This is a genomic window from Janthinobacterium sp. DSP2-3-3, assembly GCF_049897325.1.
Classification (GTDB): domain Bacteria; phylum Pseudomonadota; class Gammaproteobacteria; order Burkholderiales; family Burkholderiaceae_D; genus Janthinobacterium.
In genome coordinates, this window is record NZ_JAFCWA010000001.1 from 776,737 (window position 1) to 794,335 (window position 17,599).

Genomic DNA, 17,599 nt, shown 5'->3' on the forward strand with positions numbered 1-17,599 from the left:
TCTCAACCTTAGCTCAACCGCAGTTCAGTTCACGGTACCTATCGCCATTTTGAGTCAACGAAGCGCCTCCACCCACTCCGCCAGGCGGGCCTGCAGCCCGCCGATGGCGTCCATGACCGGCCATGCTGCCGGCCTTCCGGCAGTTCCTCGTCCTGTAGCATTGTTGTTCCCCCGCATCCACCCCATGAGAAGTGCCGCCAGAAGCTGGCTGCCCATGGGCGATTCATTCCAGAAATTTTTTGATTGAGATCCTGATGCCACTGCCAAAATTACCGAGCAAGCCAGCCACCATCCTGGCCACCCAAGATTACCCAAGCGCAGGCGCAGCGCGCCCGGCCACCAAAACCCCGGCAGCCAAGAAAGTGGCTGCACCCATTATTGAAGCGGCGATCGCCGAAGTTGCCAAGCCGGTCCGCAATGCGGCCACGAAGATCAAGCAAGTAGCGGCCCTGATGGTTGCCAAGCCGGCGCCGACGTCAGCCGTTGCCGCGCCTGCGGCCGCCCCCGCTGTCGCTGCTGCAGCCCCTGCCAGAGCCGCGCCGGCGGCAAAAGGCAAGGTCACGCCGATCAAATCCGTCAAGCAGGTAGAGCAACCGCATCCGGCCAAGCACAAGGCGGTCGAAGTGCAGCTCAAGTCGTCCGCCAGCCGCGCCGCCGACCAGCGCGGCATCAGCAAGTTGTTCGTGCTCGACACCAACGTGCTGATGCACGATCCATCGTCGCTGTTCCGCTTCGAGGAACACGATGTGTACCTGCCGATGATGACCCTGGAAGAGCTGGATAACCATAAAAAGGGCATGACGGAAGTGGCGCGCAATGCACGCCAGGTCTCGCGTACCCTCGATGCCCTGATCAGCAATACGGATGACGACGCCATCGAGCAAGGCATCTTGCTGTCCAAGCTGGGCAACAAGGATGCCAAGGGCCGCTTGTTCTTCCAGACGCGCTTGCAAAGCGCCGACTTGCCCGCAGGCTTGCCAGTAGGCAAAGCCGACAACCAGATCCTGGCCGTCGTGCGCTCGCTGGAATCGGAACAGGAAGGCCGCCCCGTCGTGCTGGTGTCGAAGGACATCAACATGCGCATCAAGGCGCGCGCCCTGGGCTTGCCGGCCGAAGATTACTTCAACGACCATGTGCTGGAAGACACGGACTTGCTGTACTCGGGCATCGTGCAATTGCCGGACGACTTCTGGAACAAGCATGGCAAGGATATGGAATCGTGGCAGGAAAGCAAGAACGGCTACAGTTCCACCTTCTACCGCGTGACAGGCCCCTTCATTCCATCGCTGCTGGTCAACCAGTTCATCTACCTGGAACCGAAAAACGGCGAAACGCCGTTCTACGGCCAGGTCAAGCAGATCAACGGCAAGACGGCCGTGCTGCAAACCCTGCGCGACTTCAGCCACACGAAAAACAATGTGTGGGGCGTGACGGCGCGCAACCGCGAGCAGAATTTCGCGCTGAACTTGCTGATGAATCCGGAATGCGACTTCGTCACCCTGCTGGGCCAGGCCGGTACCGGCAAGACCCTGCTCGCCCTGGCCGCCGGCCTGGCACAAGTGCTGGAAACCAAGCTCTACAATGAAATCATCGTTACCCGCGTGACGGTGCCCGTCGGCGAAGACATCGGTTTCCTGCCAGGCACGGAAGAGGAAAAAATGTCGCCATGGATGGGTGCCTTCGACGACAACCTGGAAGTGCTGAACAAATCCGACTCCGATGGCGGCGAATGGGGCCGTGCGGCAACGCAAGACCTGATCCGCTCGCGCATCAAGATCAAGTCGCTCAACTTCATGCGCGGTCGTACGTTTGTGAACAAGTTCCTCATCATCGATGAAGCACAAAACTTGACGCCGAAGCAAGTCAAGACCTTGGTCACGCGCGCCGGTCCCGGCACGAAGATCCTGTGCCTGGGCAACATCGCCCAGATCGACACGCCGTACCTGACAGAAGGCTCCAGCGGCCTGACCTACGTGGTCGACCGCTTCAAGGGCTGGACCCACAGCGGCCACGTCACGCTGGCCCGCGGCGAGCGTTCGCGCCTGGCCGACCACGCCAGCGAAGTACTGTAATTTGATCGGACGGCACAAGCCGCTCCCACAACAGAAAGCCCCGTCTGCAGCGATGCAGGCGGGGCTTTTTTCATGTGCACGACTTTTCCCTGCGACATGTTCTAATACCGCTCCTTTCCTCCTGGACACTTCGCACTATGCATCCCGCCTTTCAGTTGCTGCTCTGTTTTATCCTTTTCATGCTCATTCACATTTCCGTCATGGCCGCGTGCGCTCGCGCATGTGGCATCACCGTGCGCAGCATCAGCTACGGCGTGGGCCCCACCTTGCTGACCTGGGGGAAAGTCCACGTCAAGCTGCTGCCGCTGGCCGGCAATGTAGCGCTAAAAGATACGCGCGAGGAAATGCTGTATGACGACGATCCCTGCCTCGACAGCTATAACTTCCAGCCGTTGTGGAAACAGGTGCTGCTGCCCCTGAGCGGCGTGACAGTGCTTCTGGGCATGGCGCTGGGCATCCTGGGAACGTCAGGCTGGGACAGCTTTACAGCTGCGTTCGGGCAAATCGTTCATGGCGCACTGGCGCCGTTGAGTACTGCGCAGGAACTGCTGAGCGAAGCGGAAGCGTTTGCCCGTACACATGGCTTTGCGCTGGTGTTCGCCTTGTTCTCACTGAAACTATGCGCCTTCAACCTGCTGCCGTTTGCCGGCTTGAACGGGGGACAGGCGCTGCTGGCCATCGCGCGCGGCGGCAAGCCTTTTGTGGCGTGGGAAGCGACAGTAACGAAGTGGCTATTGCTGCCGGGGCTGGCGGTCTTGCTGGCGTGGGTGGCGGCGCTCGGCTGGTATGCCTGGAAAGCGCTGGCAGCGTAAGGCACCGCCTGCAGCTTGGCCCGTTCCACCTGGTTGACAGTTCGGGGAGAAACATGGCGAGCGGACAAGTGAAGAACAAAGCAGTTACCCTGCAACATCTGGCACAGTATGCTTATTGTTATGTTAAAAAGCGGGGGACGACGATCTTTTTCAGGTCAACGACTTTAGGCGCCAGCCCCTGCTGTGGCGGTGCGGCTCGCCATCTGCGCCTGCCAGCGCTACCTGTCTCCGGATAAAAGCTAGCCTGCGCCTACCGCGTGTTGACGGGGTGCGACAGCTATTCCGCGTACGGCTACCGCGTGATTGAACGTCACGGCTTGCGCGCAAGCCTGCCCTTGTTGCAACGGCGCTGGCGCGCCTGCGGCGAACGGCATCGCCAGCATCAGGAATTGCACCAGCTTGGCCGGCGTAGCGGCAGCACCTGGCGCAGGCGGGATTTTGCGATTGCGACATTCCTCGCCGGATTGCCACCATTGTTCCTGCGACCCATGCGACTTGCGCGATTGCGACTGGTCCGGAGGCAAAAAGAGACAATAACAGCCGTGAAAAAGCATAGTGTTATATAGATTAAATTACAAATGAAATATTCATTCATGAAATGAATAACGCCTATCGCCACTGTGAATTGGCTGGAAACGGGTGTGCGGCCTATACTCCAGCCGTCTCCCCTACATTGCTTCCCATGCACACCCAGCTCAGCCCGCAAACATCGCGGGCTTTTTGTTCCCGGCATTTGCCAGTTTGTCTTTCCACCCTTACCGATCACCGGGCGCGCCTTTCCCCGCCAGCCCAGCCCCCGACAGGGAGCGCAACATGATCGTGCGCGAACGTCCATCGGCGCTACGACTGTTTCTGGTGGTGCGTGGCTCCGTCCTGCCGCGCATCCGCACCACCCTCATCGTCAACACCCTGATCGCCACCCTCGTCACCTGGTGCCACGGCACCCTGTTCGACCACAAGATCATCCTCACCACTATCCCGTTTACCCTGATTGGCTTGCCGCTGGCCATCTTCCTTGGCTTTCGCAACACGGCCGCCTATGACCGTTACTGGGAAGCGCGCAAGCTGTGGGGCGAACTGGTGTTGCGCAGCCGTAATTTCTCGCGCCAGTGCCAGACCATGATATGCAGCGATACGCCGGCCCACGCCCGGCTGGGCCTGGACGATGTGCGCGTGCGCATGATCTACCGCGCCATCGCCTTTTGCCACGCGCTGCGCCACCAACTGCGCGACACGCGCGGACCGGACGACTTGCAGCCGCTGCTGCGCCCGGCCGAATGGGAAGCGGCATGCAAGGCGACGAACCCGTCCGACTACCTGATGCTGCAGATGGGCCACGACCTGGCCGACTGCGTCCAGCAGGGCCGCATCGACAGCATCCTCACCGCACAGATCGATAACACGGTCTCGGCCATGGTAGCGGCGGGCGCCTCGTGCGAACGCATCCGCAGCACGCCGATTCCCTTCTCGTATTCGCTGCTGCTGCACCGCACGGCTTATCTGTACTGTTTCCTGCTGCCCTTCGGCCTGGTCGACTCGCTGGGCTTCATGACGCCCTTTGTCGTCGCCATCGTCGCCTATACCTTCTTTGGCCTCGATGCCCTGGGCGACGAGATCGAGGAACCGTTCGGCGAAGATGCCAACGACCTGCCCTTGTCGGCCATGTGCCGCGCCATCGAAATCAGCTTGCGCGAATCTGTGCAGGATGAGAACGTGCCACCACCCATGCAAGCCGTCGACTTCCTGCTGAATTGATCGGCACGCCAGCTTTTTCCTTGACCTTACCATCAGGGGAAGGCTTAAAGTGGGTGCACTAATCATTCAAGGAGTGCTTGCCATGTATCAGTTACAAGTTGAAAACATGAGTTGCGGCCATTGCGTCGGCTCGGTCACGAAAGCGGTGCAAGGCATCGATCCGCAAGCCCAGGTGCAGATCGACTTGGCCAGCAAGCGCGTCACGGTGGAATCGCCCGCCGAACTGGGCGCCATCAGCGCGGCCATCGTGGAGGCCGGTTACCCCGTTACCAGCGCGCAGTAACAGCAGTAACAGCAGCGGCAGCAGGACAGCCGGCCTTCGCGCCGGCTGTTTTTTTATCCGTCCAGCTCGGGGTAAAGGCGGAAAATGCCTTCTTGATTGAATGGGATTCTGCTTTTCGATTGCAGGTAGCGGGCGATATGCGGCCGCGCCGCCCACCAGCAGATACTGGCCGCAGCTATTGCATAACACTTGCATGAAATAATCGAGGAATTTGGGCAAACGTGTTGCGCGGAAATCCGCGCTGCGCAGCATGGCCGCCTGCTGTTGCTCTTCGTAATATTGATTCATCGATAGCGGATGATGCGTGTCGTGCACTTCCGTCAACCAGTCGGCCAGCGCCTGTTGCAGCTGGTTCAGCCACAGGCGGCCGCTTCGCGCGCGCGGCGCCAGGCCAGGTACAGCAGGATATTCGTGATCTGGCCAATCAACACCTCGCCATCGAGGCAGGCAGGCCTTGTCCCTTGCGTTGAGGCAAGTGGGCGATATCGCGGTAGTCGGCGCCCACCTCTTCCAGGGCCAGGCGGATGAATTCGCCACGCCCCTGTATCGTGGGCCCGTGACAGTGCATACGCCATGCACACCTCCGTTGATTTACATCAATGGCAGCAAGCCTTCACTTCCGTGTCGCCGGCCAGCCCCAGGCTTTGCAAGATGGGGCAATCGGGCTTGTCGTCGCCGTGGCACGATTGCGCCAGAAGGGCCAGGGTATCGCGCATTTCCGTCAGTTCGGCGATGCGTGTATTCAAATCGGCGACGTGCGCCAGGGCGATGCCTTTCACATCCGCGCTGGCGCGCTGGTCGTTTTGCCACAGCGACAGCAGTTCGCGGATCTGTTCCAGCGAAAACCCCAGCCCCCGCCCGCGCTTGATAAAGCGCAAGGCGTGCAAGTCGTTCGGCGTGTAGATGCGGTAACCTGCATCGCTGCGCGCGCTGGGTTTTAGTAAGGCAATGCTTTCGTAATAGCGTATCATTTTTGCCGATACGCCCGTTTCACTGGCTGCCTGGCCGATATTCATCGTATGACTCCTTGGTATGCGCGCCACCGGAATGACTGCGGGCTTTCCAGCGGCGCAGCAACAGGGCATTGCTGATCACGCTGACGGAACTGAAGGCCATCGCCGCGCCTGCCACCATGGGGTTGAGCAAGCCGAAGGCGGCCAGTGGAATGCCGATCAAGTTATAAATGAATGCCCAGAACAGATTCTGCCGTATCTTGCTGTAAGTGCGGCGCGAGATATCGATGGCGTCCGCCACCAGGGCCGGATCGCCGCGCATCAAGGTAATGCCGGCCGCGTGCATCGCCACGTCCGTGCCCGTCGACATGGCGATACCCACGTCGGCAGCGGCCAGCGCGGGCGCATCATTGATGCCGTCGCCGACCATGGCCACTTTCGCGCCCGCGCCTTTCAGTGCGGTGATTTTAGCGGTTTTATCGGCCGGAAGCATTTTCGCCGCCACTGTGTCGATGCCCAAGAGCTTGCCGACGGCATCGGCGCTGCCCTGGTTGTCGCCTGTCAGCATCACGGTGCGGATGCCCAGGCTGTGCAAATGGGCAATGGCCGCCTGCGCATTCGGCTTGACCTGGTCGCTGAAGGCGAACAAGCCCAGCAGTTCCGATCCCGAAGCCAGCCACGAGATGGTATTACCCGTGGCTTCCAGCGCGAGGGCCTGGCTGGCCAGCGGAGCCATGTCCACCTGCAACTCCTGCATCAGCCGGGTGCTGCCCAGTTTCAATTCCAGGCCATCGACGTGGGCCGCCAAGCCGCGGCCCGGCAAGGCCGACAGGGCCGTGGCGGGCAAGGGGTCGATGTGGCGCGCACTGGCCGCATCCAGTACGGCCGTGGCCAGGCTGTGCTCGCTGCCGCGCTGGATGCTGGCAGCCAACTGCAGCAGCCGCGCGTCCTCGATGCCGTGCGCATGCAGCGCCGCCAGCGCAGGTTTTCCCACCGTCAGGGTACCCGTCTTGTCGAACACGACGGTATTGACGGCGTGCGCCACTTCCAGCGCTTCCGCATCCTTGATCAGGATGCCGTAACGGGCGGCCACGCCCGTGCCGGCCATGATGGCCGTCGGCGTGGCCAGGCCCAGCGCGCATGGGCAGGCGATGACCAGCACGGCCACGGCATTGATGATGGCGTTCTCCAGCTCGCCGGTAGCGAACCACCAGCCCAGCATGGTCAGCAGCGCCAGCAGCAGCACCACGGGCACGAAGATGGCGCTGACCTTGTCGACCAAGTGCTGGATCGGCGCCTTGGCTGCCTGCGCATCTTCCACCAGGCGAATGATGCGCGACAAGGTCGTCTCGCCACCCACGGCTTGCGTGCGTACCAGCAATAAACCATCGGCATTGATGGCGCCGCCCGTCACCTTGTCGCCCACATGCTTATCCACGGGCAAGCTTTCGCCCGTGATCAGGGATTCGTTGATCTGGCTGGCGCCTTCCACCACCACGCCATCGACGGCCACCCGTTCGCCAGGGCGGATGACCACCAGGTCACCTACTTTCACCTGTTCCACGGGCAAGTCGAGCTCGATGCCGTCGCGGCGCACGCGGGCCGATTCCGGACGCAACACTTGCAACGCGCGGATAGCCGAGGCCGTCTGGCGCTTGGCGCGGCTTTCCAGCCATTTGCCCAGCAGCACCAAGGTAATGACGACGGCCGAGGCCTCGAAATATAGGTGCGGCAGCATCGCGCCCGGGGTCGATAACTGATCGAGCCATTGGTAGACAGACAAGCCATATGCGGCGCTCGTGCCCAGCGCGACCAGCAAGTCCATATTGCCGCTGCCGGCGCGGGCCGCTTTCCAGCCCGCCTTGTAGAAACGCGCGCCAAAGTAAAACTGCACGGGCGTGGCCAGGGCAAACTGCAGCCAGCCGGGCAGCATCAGGTGGATGCCGGCCCACTCGAGCAGCATGGGCAGCATCAGGGGGAAGGCCAGCACGGCCGCGAACGCCACTTTCATGCCGTCGCGGTTGGGCGCCGCGGCAGGCGCACTGGCCTGGCTGGCGGCGGGCACTGTGGCTGCATAGCCGGCCTTGTCGATGGCGGCGATCAGGGTGCCCGCCTGCAGGCCGCCCGTCACCTTGATGCGCGCGCTTTCCGTGGCCAGGTTGACGCTGGCGGCCAGCACGCCCGGAACTTTCAGCAAGGCTTTTTCCACCCTGCCCACGCACGAGGCGCAGGTCATGCCGGCAATGTTCAGGTCGATCTCGCGCTGCGCTACCGCGTAGCCAGCCTTTTCCACGGCCGCCTGCAGGGTAGCCAGGGGAATCGGCGCGCTGGACGTGACCTTGGCCACTTCGGTGGCCAGGTTGACGCTGGCCTGGGTCACGCCGGGCACGGCGGCCAGGGCCTTTTCCACGCGCCCCACGCACGAGGCGCAACTCATGCCTTCGATGGCCAACGCCTGCGCATGCGCGGCGGCGGGAGGGGAAGCGGCGGGAGCGAGTGCACGCTGGTTCATGGCAGATCCTGTACGAAAGATTAACGAATAGGGTCAGGATCTGCTATCCCATGATGGGAAGGTCAAGCCCTATTTGTCAGGTGTGCCGGACTTGCTGGAAACAGCTTAGCGCACCACGCAGTCGATGGCCGCAGGCTTGCTGCCGCCTGCAGCGCTGCCTGAGCTCGATGGCGACGCTGAAAAGACTGGCGGCGGCGTGAACTTGATGCCGGGATTGGCGGGCAGCAACACGGGCGGCTGCTTGAAGTTGGGCGTAAAGCCGAACTGACCGGCGGCAAAATTTTGCGTACCCACTGGATTCGTCACATGAATCAGGCCATCGAGCACCTGCACGTACAGGCCCGGCACGATCGCAGATGCGGCGCGAGCCGTTGGCGTGCCCGGCAGCGATCCGAGCGCCACATACTCGGCAATAAACGTCGTGCCGCGTATGCCGATAGTGGCGGCCGGCGTCTTCATCTCGAAGCGCTCCTTGTTGCGCTTGCCCAGCAGCCCCGTAACGGAACGCAAGCCCCCCTTGAGCAAACTGAAGATGGCGTGGTCGCCATCGGGCTGCTCGGCGGTGTAGCTGAATTGCTCGATCACGACACTGGTATTCGGTTTCAAGGTGATTTCGCTATTGTCGATCAGCCTGATCAAGGCATAAGTCTCTTTTTCCGTCAGCAAGGTGTCGCCCTGCTCGACTTCGGACTTGATGGCCAGGATTTTCACCTTGCCATCGGCCTTCTTGGCCATCAACGGACCACTCAACTGCATCACCGTGCCCGCCACCTGTCCGGCCCAGGCATGCGCGCCCAGGCACATCAGGGCCAGCCACAACAAGGCACTAGTTGCAGAACGTTTTTTTAATAGAGTCATTGTCTTTGTATCCTGTTGATTTACCAGTGCCGCCGGCAACATCCTTGTCATCCTTCACCTTGTCATCAGACTTGGCGGACGGCATGGACGCGAGCGGGGCGCTGGCGCGGTCGGCCTGCTTGATGACGCGCAGGACGTCATTGATGATCGCGCTCGTAGGGAAGTCGATCACGGGCTTGTCGATGGTCGTGGCGGGCAGGAAGATGACGTCCGGCATGGCCACCGCACCGTTCGGCGCCAGCAAGCTGACGCTGGCGCGTTGACGGTTGATGCGCACGCCCGCTCCACCCGTGATGCTGCCCGTTTTCGCCAGCACGCTCATGCTGGCCGCCGCTGGCAAAGCGACGCTGGCCGTGTCCGCAAAGCGCACATAGCCATCCGCGCTGGCGGCAAAATTGCCGCCGCCGAGGATTTTGGCATTGCCTTCGACACGAATATCGCCGCCAGCCACCAGGCTGATGTCGCGCGCCGCTGCCAGCTGCGCGCCATCGCCCAGCAGCACGTCCGTGCTGGCACTGAGCGCAATGTCCTTGCCCTCGATCTTGCCGTTGACGGTGACGGGGCTGTGCGCCGTCACGCTCACGTTGCCACCATTCGCATGGATATTGCCAGCCGTGACGCCGCCCGTATTGTCGATGGCGATATTGCCCGCGCCAGTGGTCAGCGTTCCCAGGGTCAAGGTGCCCGGCGCCGAAGTATTGTTCAGCGCAATGCCGCCGCCAGCACTATTGCTGGCAGTAAAACTGCCCACCTGATTGCCCGCATGACCCAGCACGATGCCATTTTGCGCCTGCGCCGTCAGGCTGCTGGCGAGCAGCGCGCCATCCTGACCGATGGCGCCGTTCAGGGCGCTCAGTTTCACCTCGTTCGCTGCCAGGCTGGCGAAGCGCAAGTCACCGTTCGCTTGCGTGATGGCCAGCTGGCCCGCCAGCCGGATGGCGCCGGCCGCCTGGCTGAAGCTGTTGGCGACAAGCAAGTTGCCGTTGCCGCTCAACACACCGCCACCTTGCGCATAGCGCCCCGCCGACAGGTTGCCGTTCAGCAGCAAGCTGCCACCGCTGATTTCCAGGCCGGCCAGGCCGCTCAGCACGGAGCCGTCCAGCACGCTTTCACCGAGGGTCAGGCTACCGCCAGTCAACAGCAAGCCCGTTGCGGAATTCAAGTTTTTCAGGATGGTGCTGCCGGCCGCCGTACTGTAGGTGACAATGCCCTTGCTGTTGCCAAAGTCGACAGCCAGTACGTTCGCGCCTTCCGGCACCACGCCGCCATCCCAGTTGGCTGCATCGCTCCACAAGCCGTTGCCACTGCCGATCCAGGTGGACAATTGTTTTTGCGCAATCGTCGCCTGCGCCGTGCCGCCCGTCGTCTCCAATGTGTAGTTGCCCGCATCGGCGCCCGCCAGGCGGAAACCGCTGGCTGTCACCAGCTTGCCCGCGCCCGCATTCTTGTCGGCAAAGCTGCCGCTGCCGCCCACCACGCTGACCACATCCTGGCCCAGCACGCCGGTCGCCGACGCGCTGACGGCTGCGCTGGCAGTGCCGTCATACACCTTGTTGGCCGCGTTCAAGCCGCTCAGGGTCAGACTGGCCGGCGTGATGCTGGCCAACAGTCCGGTCGGCAGAACGATAAAGTAATTGCCCGCATCCTGACCGGCCAGCGCCGCGCCGCTCAAGGTCACGGCCTTGCCGGCGCCCACATTCTTGTCCGCGAAGCTGGCCACGGCCGTAGCGCTCACGCTGTCACCGGCGATGCGGTCGTCCGCCAGGGTCACGTCGGCGCCGGCCGTGCCATCGTAAGTTTTATTGGCGGCCACGGCAGACAGATTCAAAGCGCGCGCGGCGATGTCGGCCGTGGTACTGCCGCTATGCGTGCTGAGCACATAATTGCCCGCGTCGGCGCCGCTTGCACCGACGCCCGTCACGCTGACCTCCTTGCCCATACCCACGTTCTTGTCGGCAAACGCGGCATTGCCGGCCAGCGTCAAGGCGTCACCCGCGATGCGGTCATCGCCGATGTTGACACTGGCGCCGGCATTGCCGTCATAGGTCTTGCTGACGCCGCTGAAATTCAGGTTCAGAGTACGCGCCGAGATATCGACCGAGGTGCTACCCGAGTTAGGGCTGAGCACATAGTTGCCCGCATCCTGGCCGGCCAAGCTGCCCTTCGTCACATCGTAGGCGACGCTCTTGCCATTGCCAACGTGCTTGTCGCTCATACTGCCCAGCAAGCCTTGCATGCTGACCTGGTCAACGCCCAGCAAGCCTTCGAAATAACCGTTCAAGCTGACGTCCTTGCCGCCGTCATACACGCGGTTCTGCCCTGACGTGACGCCATAGTTCAAGGCACGCGCGCTGATGTCGGCCGTGCCTTCCACCGTCGTGGCCGCCAAGCTGTAGTTGCCCAGCGCATTGCCATCGAGCGCGATGCCGCTCGCGTGCACGGCCTTGCCGTTGCCCGCGTTCTTGTCGAGGAAGACGGCGCTGCCGCTGGCCGTGATGCTGTCGCCACCCACCACATTGCCAAGCACAAAGCTGGCGTTGCCAAAGCCCAGCTGCGCATCGTAGACCTTGCTGCCGCCCACGCTGACCGACAGCGCGCGCGGCGTGATGTCGGCCGCGCCTTCCACCGTCGTGGCCGCCAAACTGTAGTTGCCCAGCGAATTGCCATCGAGCGCGATGCCGCTCGCGTGCACGGCCTTGCCGTTGCCCGCGTTCTTGTCGAGGAAGACGGCGCTGCCGCTGGCCGTGATGCTGTCGCCACCCACCACATTGCCCACCACAAAGCTGGCGTTGCCAAAGCCCAGCTGCGCATCGTAGACCTTGCTGCCGCCCACGCTGACCGACAGCGCGCGCGGCGTGATGTCGGCCGCGCCTTCCACCGTCGTGGCCGCCAAACTGTAGTTGCCCAGCGCATTGCCATCGAGCGCGATGCCGCTCGCGTGCACGGCCTTGCCGTTGCCCGCGTTCTTGTCGAGGAAAACGGCGCTGCCGCGGGCCGTGACGCTGTCGCCCGCCACCACATTGCCCAGCACAAAGCTGGCATTGCCAAAGCCCAGCTGCGCATCGTAGACCTTGCTGCCGCCCACGCTGACCGACAGCGCGCGCGGCGTGATGGCTAGGGTGGTCGTGCCGCCCAGGCTGATGTCGTACTTGGTCGACCACAGGCCCGTCACATTGTAGTTGCCCACATTGCGCGCCGACTGGAAGCCCAGGCTGCCGTTGGCCGCCGTGTCGCCATCGAGCAAGCCCAGATAGGCGAGCGTACCGTTGAAGCTGGCGAACTGTCCATCGTAGACCTGGCTGGCAGGCTGGCCCGCCGCCGTCACTTGCAGCGGCTTCAGGAAAGCCTTCAGCATCGGCGTCGTGTAGCCGTCATAGATGCGCCAGACGGGCGAGGCGCCGAAGGCAAAACCGTCGAAGCTCGATAGGCGCGACATCTGCGCCGCCGTGCGGCCGATGCTGGCACCGCCATCATTCGCCAGGCCGGAGCTGTCGATATTCCAGTAGGTGCTCGCCAAGGCGCCGCCATTGCTGCCGACAACGCCGCCCACCGCAGTGAAGCCCCCGCCAGCGATGGCGCCGCTGGCATAGGCATTGCTGATGCTGCCCGTGTTTTCGCCAGCCAGGCCGCCGATATGCTCGCGCGCGAGTCCGGCATCCGCATTGGCGGCCGCCCCGACCGCACCGGTGGCGTAGACATCGGCCAGCGTGCCCTGGTTGCTGCCCACCAGGCCGCCCAGATTGCGTGCGCCGCTGACGCCGCCGCTGGCGTACGACACGGTAATGCGGCCCTGGTTGATGCCCGCCAGGCCACCGACGCCATCCTGGCCGGCCACGCTCATGCTGCTTTGCACCTGCTCTATCGTGCCGCCCGCAGCGACTACGCCGGCCACGGCGCCCACATTGTTGTTGCCGCTGGCATTACCGCCCAGCAGGTTCAACTGGCGCACCGTACCTGTCGTGCCGTTACCCAGCTTGCCAAACAGGCCGGTGTTCAGGTTGCCGTTCGGCGCGCTCTCGCCGTGGATCTGCAAGCCGCTGACGGCATAGCCGGCGCCGTCCAGCACCCCCGAAAAACCGCCCGAGTCGCTATGCGCGATGGGACGAAAACCGGCGCCGTCATTCCAGGCGCCCGTGCCGCTGGCGTCGATATTGCCGGCCAGGCGATAACTGTTACTCAGGTCCAGGCTGGCGATGCCTTGCAAGCCATACACGTCGGCGATGACATACGGTGCGCCCGCGCTGCCGTCGCCGTTTGTAACGCGCAAGAAACTGGCACCGGGAGCGATAATGAAATTGCTGGCTGAAAAGGCCGGCAGGCCGGTGGCATGTTGCGTCCAAGTGCCGCTGGCCAACCTGAAGGTCGCCCCCACATTGACAGCGCCCGCCGCACTCACTGTCGATCCCGCAGTCAGGCTCAGGTTACCGGCCACCGCTAGCGCATGATCGATCGCGATGGCGCCGCCCGTCACCAACTGCAAGGTAGCCGGCCCCGTGGCGCCGATCGCCACCGTCACCGCCTGGTCGACGCCGATGGCGCCTGTCATGGCGGCATGGCCGAGCGTGAGGTTCGCTGCGGAAATGGCATTCAGGTCGGCGCTGGACAGGCTGAGTTTGCCAACCGCCTTACTGCCGAGATTGATTTCACGGTTGGCTGACTCCGCGCGCAAGGTCACCGCAGCGCCGCCCGCCGCGCCGCCGTAAGCCACGCCGCCCTGTAAATTCATGTTATCGGCCTGCAACAGCAATGTCTGCCCCACCGCCGTGCCGACGATCTGTCCACCGCTGCCATTGAGGCCGATGCGTCCGTCGAATTTGTTGGCGCGCAGTTCCGCATTGCCGCCGCCGACATTCAAGCTGCCCGCCACGCCGAAGACGATATCGGCGCCCGTCAGCGCAACGCTGCCGCCCTGGCTGGAGAGGGCCGCATCGACATGCAAGACGGCCGAGCTGCCTTGTGCCGTGGCGCCGCCATTGTCGTTGGCCGACAGGATCAGCGCGCCGCCATTGGTGGTAATGGCCTGGTTGACGTTGATGCTGTTGCCAGCCTGCGCCTTCAGTCCCACGCCTGCCTGGGTGATGCCGACGACTTCGTTGAAGTTGATGTCGTGCTGCGCCTGCAGCAGCACATTGCTGGTGGCCGCCGAAATCAGGCCGGCGCCGATAGTGGTGGTGCCCGTCGTCGGCGCATCCGTAAAATCGTTGACGCCGCTCAGTGCGCCGCCATTGCCGGCGACCACGTCGATGTCATACGGATCGAGCAGCCAGTCGCCCGTCTTGCCGCGCGCCGCGCGGGCGCGCGTATCGACCCTGGCGCCATCGACGGCCAGGTAGTGCCCCGACGTTTCCACGAAACCGCCGTCGCCGCCGGCTGCACCGCCACGCGCGGAAATGCTGCCGTGCACGCGGGCCGATGCGTCGCCCCAGACAATGACCTTGCCGCCCTGGCCCCTGTCGATGGCATCGGCCGCGATGCTGGCGTCCTTGTTGACGACCACCTGGCGCGCATTCTGCACGGCCGCGTTCTTGCCCTGGTAATCGCCGCCCAGCAGCACAGTGCCGCCGCCCTGGCGGCCGCTGGCGTCGACGTGCGCATTGCCGAACAGGCCCACCTGCTCGCCCAGCACCGATATCTCGCCGCCCTTGCCCGCGCCCGTGGCACTGGTCACGCTGCCCGCTTCGAGCAGCGTCTTGCCGCTGGCCTTGAGGACGATCCTGCCGTTCTCGCCGACGATGGCGCTATTCGCGTTGAGCACGCCGCGCTGGCTGACCAGCGCGCCGGCCATGCCGATGCTGCCACCCTGGGCGATGATCTGGCCCAGGTTAAGCGCCTGGTCGTTTGGCGCCGAGACCAGCACGCGCAGTTGCGGATTGCCGGGGTCGGCCAGCTGCACGCTGCGCCCGGCCGCCAAGATCACTTCGCCATTCGGCGCCGTGATGATGCCCGTGTTTTCCACGTTCGGCGCGATCAGCAGCACCTGCCCGCCCTTGCCCGCATTGATCAGGCCCGCATTGCTGACGCCGCCGGCCACGCTGCCCGCCGTGAACTGGCGCTTGCCGGCCAGGAAATCGTCATTCGACAGGCCCAGGCTGGAGGCCACCAGCCCGTTCACGTCCACTTTCGCCCCCTGGCCGAAGACGATGCCATTCGGATTGATCAAGAAGACCTTGCCGTTCGATTCGAGCGCGCCCAGGATCTTGCTGGGATCTTGTCCCGTGATGCGATTGAGCACGGCACTATTACCGTTTTGCTGGATGAAGCGCGTGATTTCGCCCGCATGGATGGAAAAGCTCTGCCAGTTGATGATGGTGTTGGGCGTATTCGTGATCGAGAACACATTGCCCTGCTGGTTGAACGTCGCCTGTCCATTGACCACCTGCGGCAAGGCGGGATTGGCTTGCGCCACGCCGAAACAGCCGGCCAGCAGCAGCGCCAGCGCCGTGCGGCGCAAGGGCGGCGCAAACGGTGACGAAAATGATGGCGTCAGGATGAAAACGGAGGCGTGCTGGATGTGATTGTGCATGGTGTTCATCCTGATGCTAGTAGGCCAAGGCCAGACGGAAATGCAGGCGGTTGGCGCCCCGCTGTCCCGTGTCGCCGCCATTGACGACATGGGCGTAATCGAGTTGCAGATTGGCGTAGCGGCTCAGCAGCAAACGCAGGCCGAGGCCAGCGCTGGCTATGCCTTGCGACGCGCTTTCGCCGGGTAGAGCATGGTTGCGGCGCAGCCAGGCTGTGTCATAGAACGCCAGCGCGCGGCATTGGTAACCGAGCGCCTGGCCGCACCAGTTCGGCGTGTACAGTTCCAGGTTCAGGTTGACGCCCGAATCATTGGCTACCTCGCGCTCGGCAAAGCCGCGCACGGACGCGGCGCCACCGGCGCCGAACTGCTCGCCCGGCACCAGCGCGTCCGGCGTGAGCTGCGCATTGAGCAGCGCGCGCCATTGCCAGTCGCCGGCCAGCACACGCCCCGAGCTGGCGCTCAGGCGCACGGTATTGTAGGCGGCCTTGGCATGCGCGCGCACGCGGTCGAAATCGGCTTGCGCACCGTGCTTGCCGCCAGGGATATTGTGCGCGAAGGTGACCGCCACGCTGGTCACGCCCGTGGGCAAGCTCCAGTTGCCGATGTAGCTGACGCTGAGCGGATGCACGCTGACGTCGGCGCCCAGTTCCATGCCAAACAGCTGCACGCTGTTGCGGTAAGCCTTGTAGTCGATGCCATACACGAGCTTGGGTTCGAAATCGTCGCTACGGGCAAAGTTCTGGTTGTAGCGGATGCCGGCCATGCTGCCCTGGCCGCTGACGGCCAGATCGAAAATACCGGCCGAGACGCTGCCCGAATCGACGTTCGAATAGCTGGCGAAAAAATCCATCGAGTCGCCCAGCGCATACAGCGGCAAGTGGTAGCCGGCGCCATATACGCCCACCTTGTCCGGCTTTTCCAGGCTGCTCGTGTATTGCAGGCTGGCGACATGATCGCGCCCGAACAGGTTGGCATGCTGCAGCACCACGCCCACATGCGTCTTGCCCGTCTGCGCATTGCCCGTGTTGTCCACGTTGAGCATGGCTTTCCAGGGACTTTCATCGGCCACCGTGACGATGGCGTCGATGGCGCCCGCCGGCTCGTCGGCTTGCAGGCGCACTTCGATCTTGCGCGCCGGGTTTTCATTGGCCAGCTTCAGCCTTTGCGACAGGGCCGGCAAGTTCGGCGTGTCGCCTTCGCGCAGAGTCGGCAAGGCGCGCCGCACGTTGGCCTCGTCGACGTAGGCATTGCCACTGATGGCGAGCGTGCCCAGCGGCGTTTGCAGCACGCTCAGGCGCACCACGCCACGCTCCAGTTCCTGCTCGGGCAATTGCACCTGCACGGCGCTGTAACCGCGCGCGCGGTAGGCCCCCTCCAGCGCTTCGACGGCGCGGGCAATATCGGAAAAATCGCGCTGTGCTCCCACATAGGGCGCCAGCAGGGCTTGCACCTGCGCTTGCGTGAGCAGGGTGTTGCCCTGGACGTCGAAACGGCGGATCTCGAAGCGCGGCACGCCGTCCTCCTGCATGGCAGGAGCAGCATCATCCATGGAAACGGCAGCGCCGGCAGCGCCGACGGCAAACAGCAGCGCGGAACCCGCAAGCAGGTGCACCAAACGATATGTCATGTGTAGGATTTCTTGTGTAACCGGACAAGCGCGCGGCCCGCAGGCGCCAGCGTATCCGGCAATGGATTGAAGACAAATTTTAGACGGCTTTTAGTTTCCAGTCAGAAATATCTAACATTTCGCCCTGATTTTTATCGCACTGCAGCAATCAGTGTGCCCGCAATGCTGAAAAATGCCGCCATTGCGTGCATTTCCCGCGACGAC

The 17,599-nt window shown here is 63.3% G+C and carries 9 protein-coding genes and 1 pseudogene; 4 read left to right on the forward strand and 6 right to left on the reverse strand.

Translation table 11 applies throughout. The annotated features are described in order from the left end of the window. Positions 1-254 precede the first annotated feature (254 nt). The 4 genes from ACP7DE_RS03735 (at position 255) to ACP7DE_RS03750 (ending at position 4,922) form a co-directional block, all read left to right on the forward strand. The gene (locus ACP7DE_RS03735; RefSeq protein WP_426070796.1) at positions 255-2,072 is read left to right on the forward strand and encodes a PhoH family protein; all 1,818 of its coding nucleotides are present in this window, start codon (positions 255-257) and stop codon (positions 2,070-2,072) included. Positions 2,073-2,209: 137 nt separating this feature from the next. Then, entirely contained in the window at positions 2,210-2,884 is a 675-nt protein-coding gene (locus ACP7DE_RS03740; protein WP_426070797.1) for a site-2 protease family protein, read from the forward strand. A gap of 813 nt (positions 2,885-3,697) precedes the next feature. Beyond that, complete coding sequence (locus tag ACP7DE_RS03745) at positions 3,698-4,639, forward strand: bestrophin family protein (RefSeq protein ID WP_426070798.1); 942 nt, start codon at positions 3,698-3,700, stop codon at positions 4,637-4,639. 82 nt (positions 4,640-4,721) lie between these two features. Continuing rightward, positions 4,722-4,922: a heavy-metal-associated domain-containing protein gene (locus ACP7DE_RS03750; protein WP_426070799.1), complete on the forward strand. Its 201-nt coding sequence runs from the start codon at positions 4,722-4,724 to the stop codon at positions 4,920-4,922. A gap of 53 nt (positions 4,923-4,975) precedes the next feature. On the opposite strand, the pseudogene ACP7DE_RS03755 reads toward ACP7DE_RS03750, so the two are convergent. The 6 genes and pseudogenes from ACP7DE_RS03755 to ACP7DE_RS03780 form a co-directional block, all read right to left on the reverse strand. Next, positions 4,976-5,490: pseudogene (locus ACP7DE_RS03755) on the reverse strand (glutathione S-transferase family protein). A 28-nt stretch (positions 5,491-5,518) separates the two neighbouring features. Continuing rightward, positions 5,519-5,938 carry a Cu(I)-responsive transcriptional regulator gene (gene cueR / locus ACP7DE_RS03760; protein WP_426070800.1) on the reverse strand — a complete coding sequence of 140 codons (420 nt, stop codon included), beginning with the start codon at positions 5,936-5,938 and terminating at the stop codon, positions 5,519-5,521. Further along, on the reverse strand, positions 5,913-8,387 hold the full coding sequence (locus tag ACP7DE_RS03765) for a heavy metal translocating P-type ATPase (protein WP_426070801.1): 2,475 nt from the start codon (positions 8,385-8,387) through the stop codon (positions 5,913-5,915). The genes cueR and ACP7DE_RS03765 overlap by 26 nt, the downstream gene beginning before the upstream one ends. A gap of 105 nt (positions 8,388-8,492) precedes the next feature. Beyond that, positions 8,493-9,245, reverse strand: coding sequence for a FecR family protein (locus ACP7DE_RS03770; protein ID WP_426070802.1), 753 nt, complete (start codon positions 9,243-9,245; stop codon positions 8,493-8,495). Next, the gene (locus ACP7DE_RS03775; protein WP_426070803.1) at positions 9,214-15,768 is read right to left on the reverse strand and encodes a YDG domain-containing protein; all 6,555 of its coding nucleotides are present in this window, start codon (positions 15,766-15,768) and stop codon (positions 9,214-9,216) included. Before ACP7DE_RS03775 ends, ACP7DE_RS03770 begins: the two co-directional genes overlap by 32 nt. 16 nt (positions 15,769-15,784) lie before the next feature. After that, positions 15,785-17,395 (reverse strand): ShlB/FhaC/HecB family hemolysin secretion/activation protein, encoded by a 1,611-nt coding sequence (locus ACP7DE_RS03780; protein ID WP_426070804.1) that lies wholly within the window; start codon positions 17,393-17,395, stop codon positions 15,785-15,787. Positions 17,396-17,599: the final 204 nt, after the last annotated feature.

Excerpts from the sequence above, each read along its gene's own strand:
- ACP7DE_RS03735 (WP_426070796.1), top strand. The coding sequence starts at position 255 with ATGCCACTGCCAAAATTACCGAGCAAGCCAGCCACCATCCTGGCCACC.
- ACP7DE_RS03740 (WP_426070797.1), top strand. The coding sequence starts at position 2,210 with ATGCATCCCGCCTTTCAGTTGCTGCTCTGTTTTATCCTTTTCATGCTC.
- ACP7DE_RS03745 (WP_426070798.1), top strand. The coding sequence starts at position 3,698 with ATGATCGTGCGCGAACGTCCATCGGCGCTACGACTGTTTCTGGTGGTG.
- ACP7DE_RS03750 (WP_426070799.1), top strand. The coding sequence starts at position 4,722 with ATGTATCAGTTACAAGTTGAAAACATGAGTTGCGGCCATTGCGTCGGC.
- cueR (WP_426070800.1), bottom strand. The coding sequence starts at position 5,938 with ATGAATATCGGCCAGGCAGCCAGTGAAACGGGCGTATCGGCAAAAATG.
- ACP7DE_RS03765 (WP_426070801.1), bottom strand. The coding sequence starts at position 8,387 with ATGAACCAGCGTGCACTCGCTCCCGCCGCTTCCCCTCCCGCCGCCGCG.
- ACP7DE_RS03770 (WP_426070802.1), bottom strand. The coding sequence starts at position 9,245 with ATGACTCTATTAAAAAAACGTTCTGCAACTAGTGCCTTGTTGTGGCTG.
- ACP7DE_RS03775 (WP_426070803.1), bottom strand. The coding sequence starts at position 15,768 with ATGCACAATCACATCCAGCACGCCTCCGTTTTCATCCTGACGCCATCA.
- ACP7DE_RS03780 (WP_426070804.1), bottom strand. The coding sequence starts at position 17,395 with ATGACATATCGTTTGGTGCACCTGCTTGCGGGTTCCGCGCTGCTGTTT.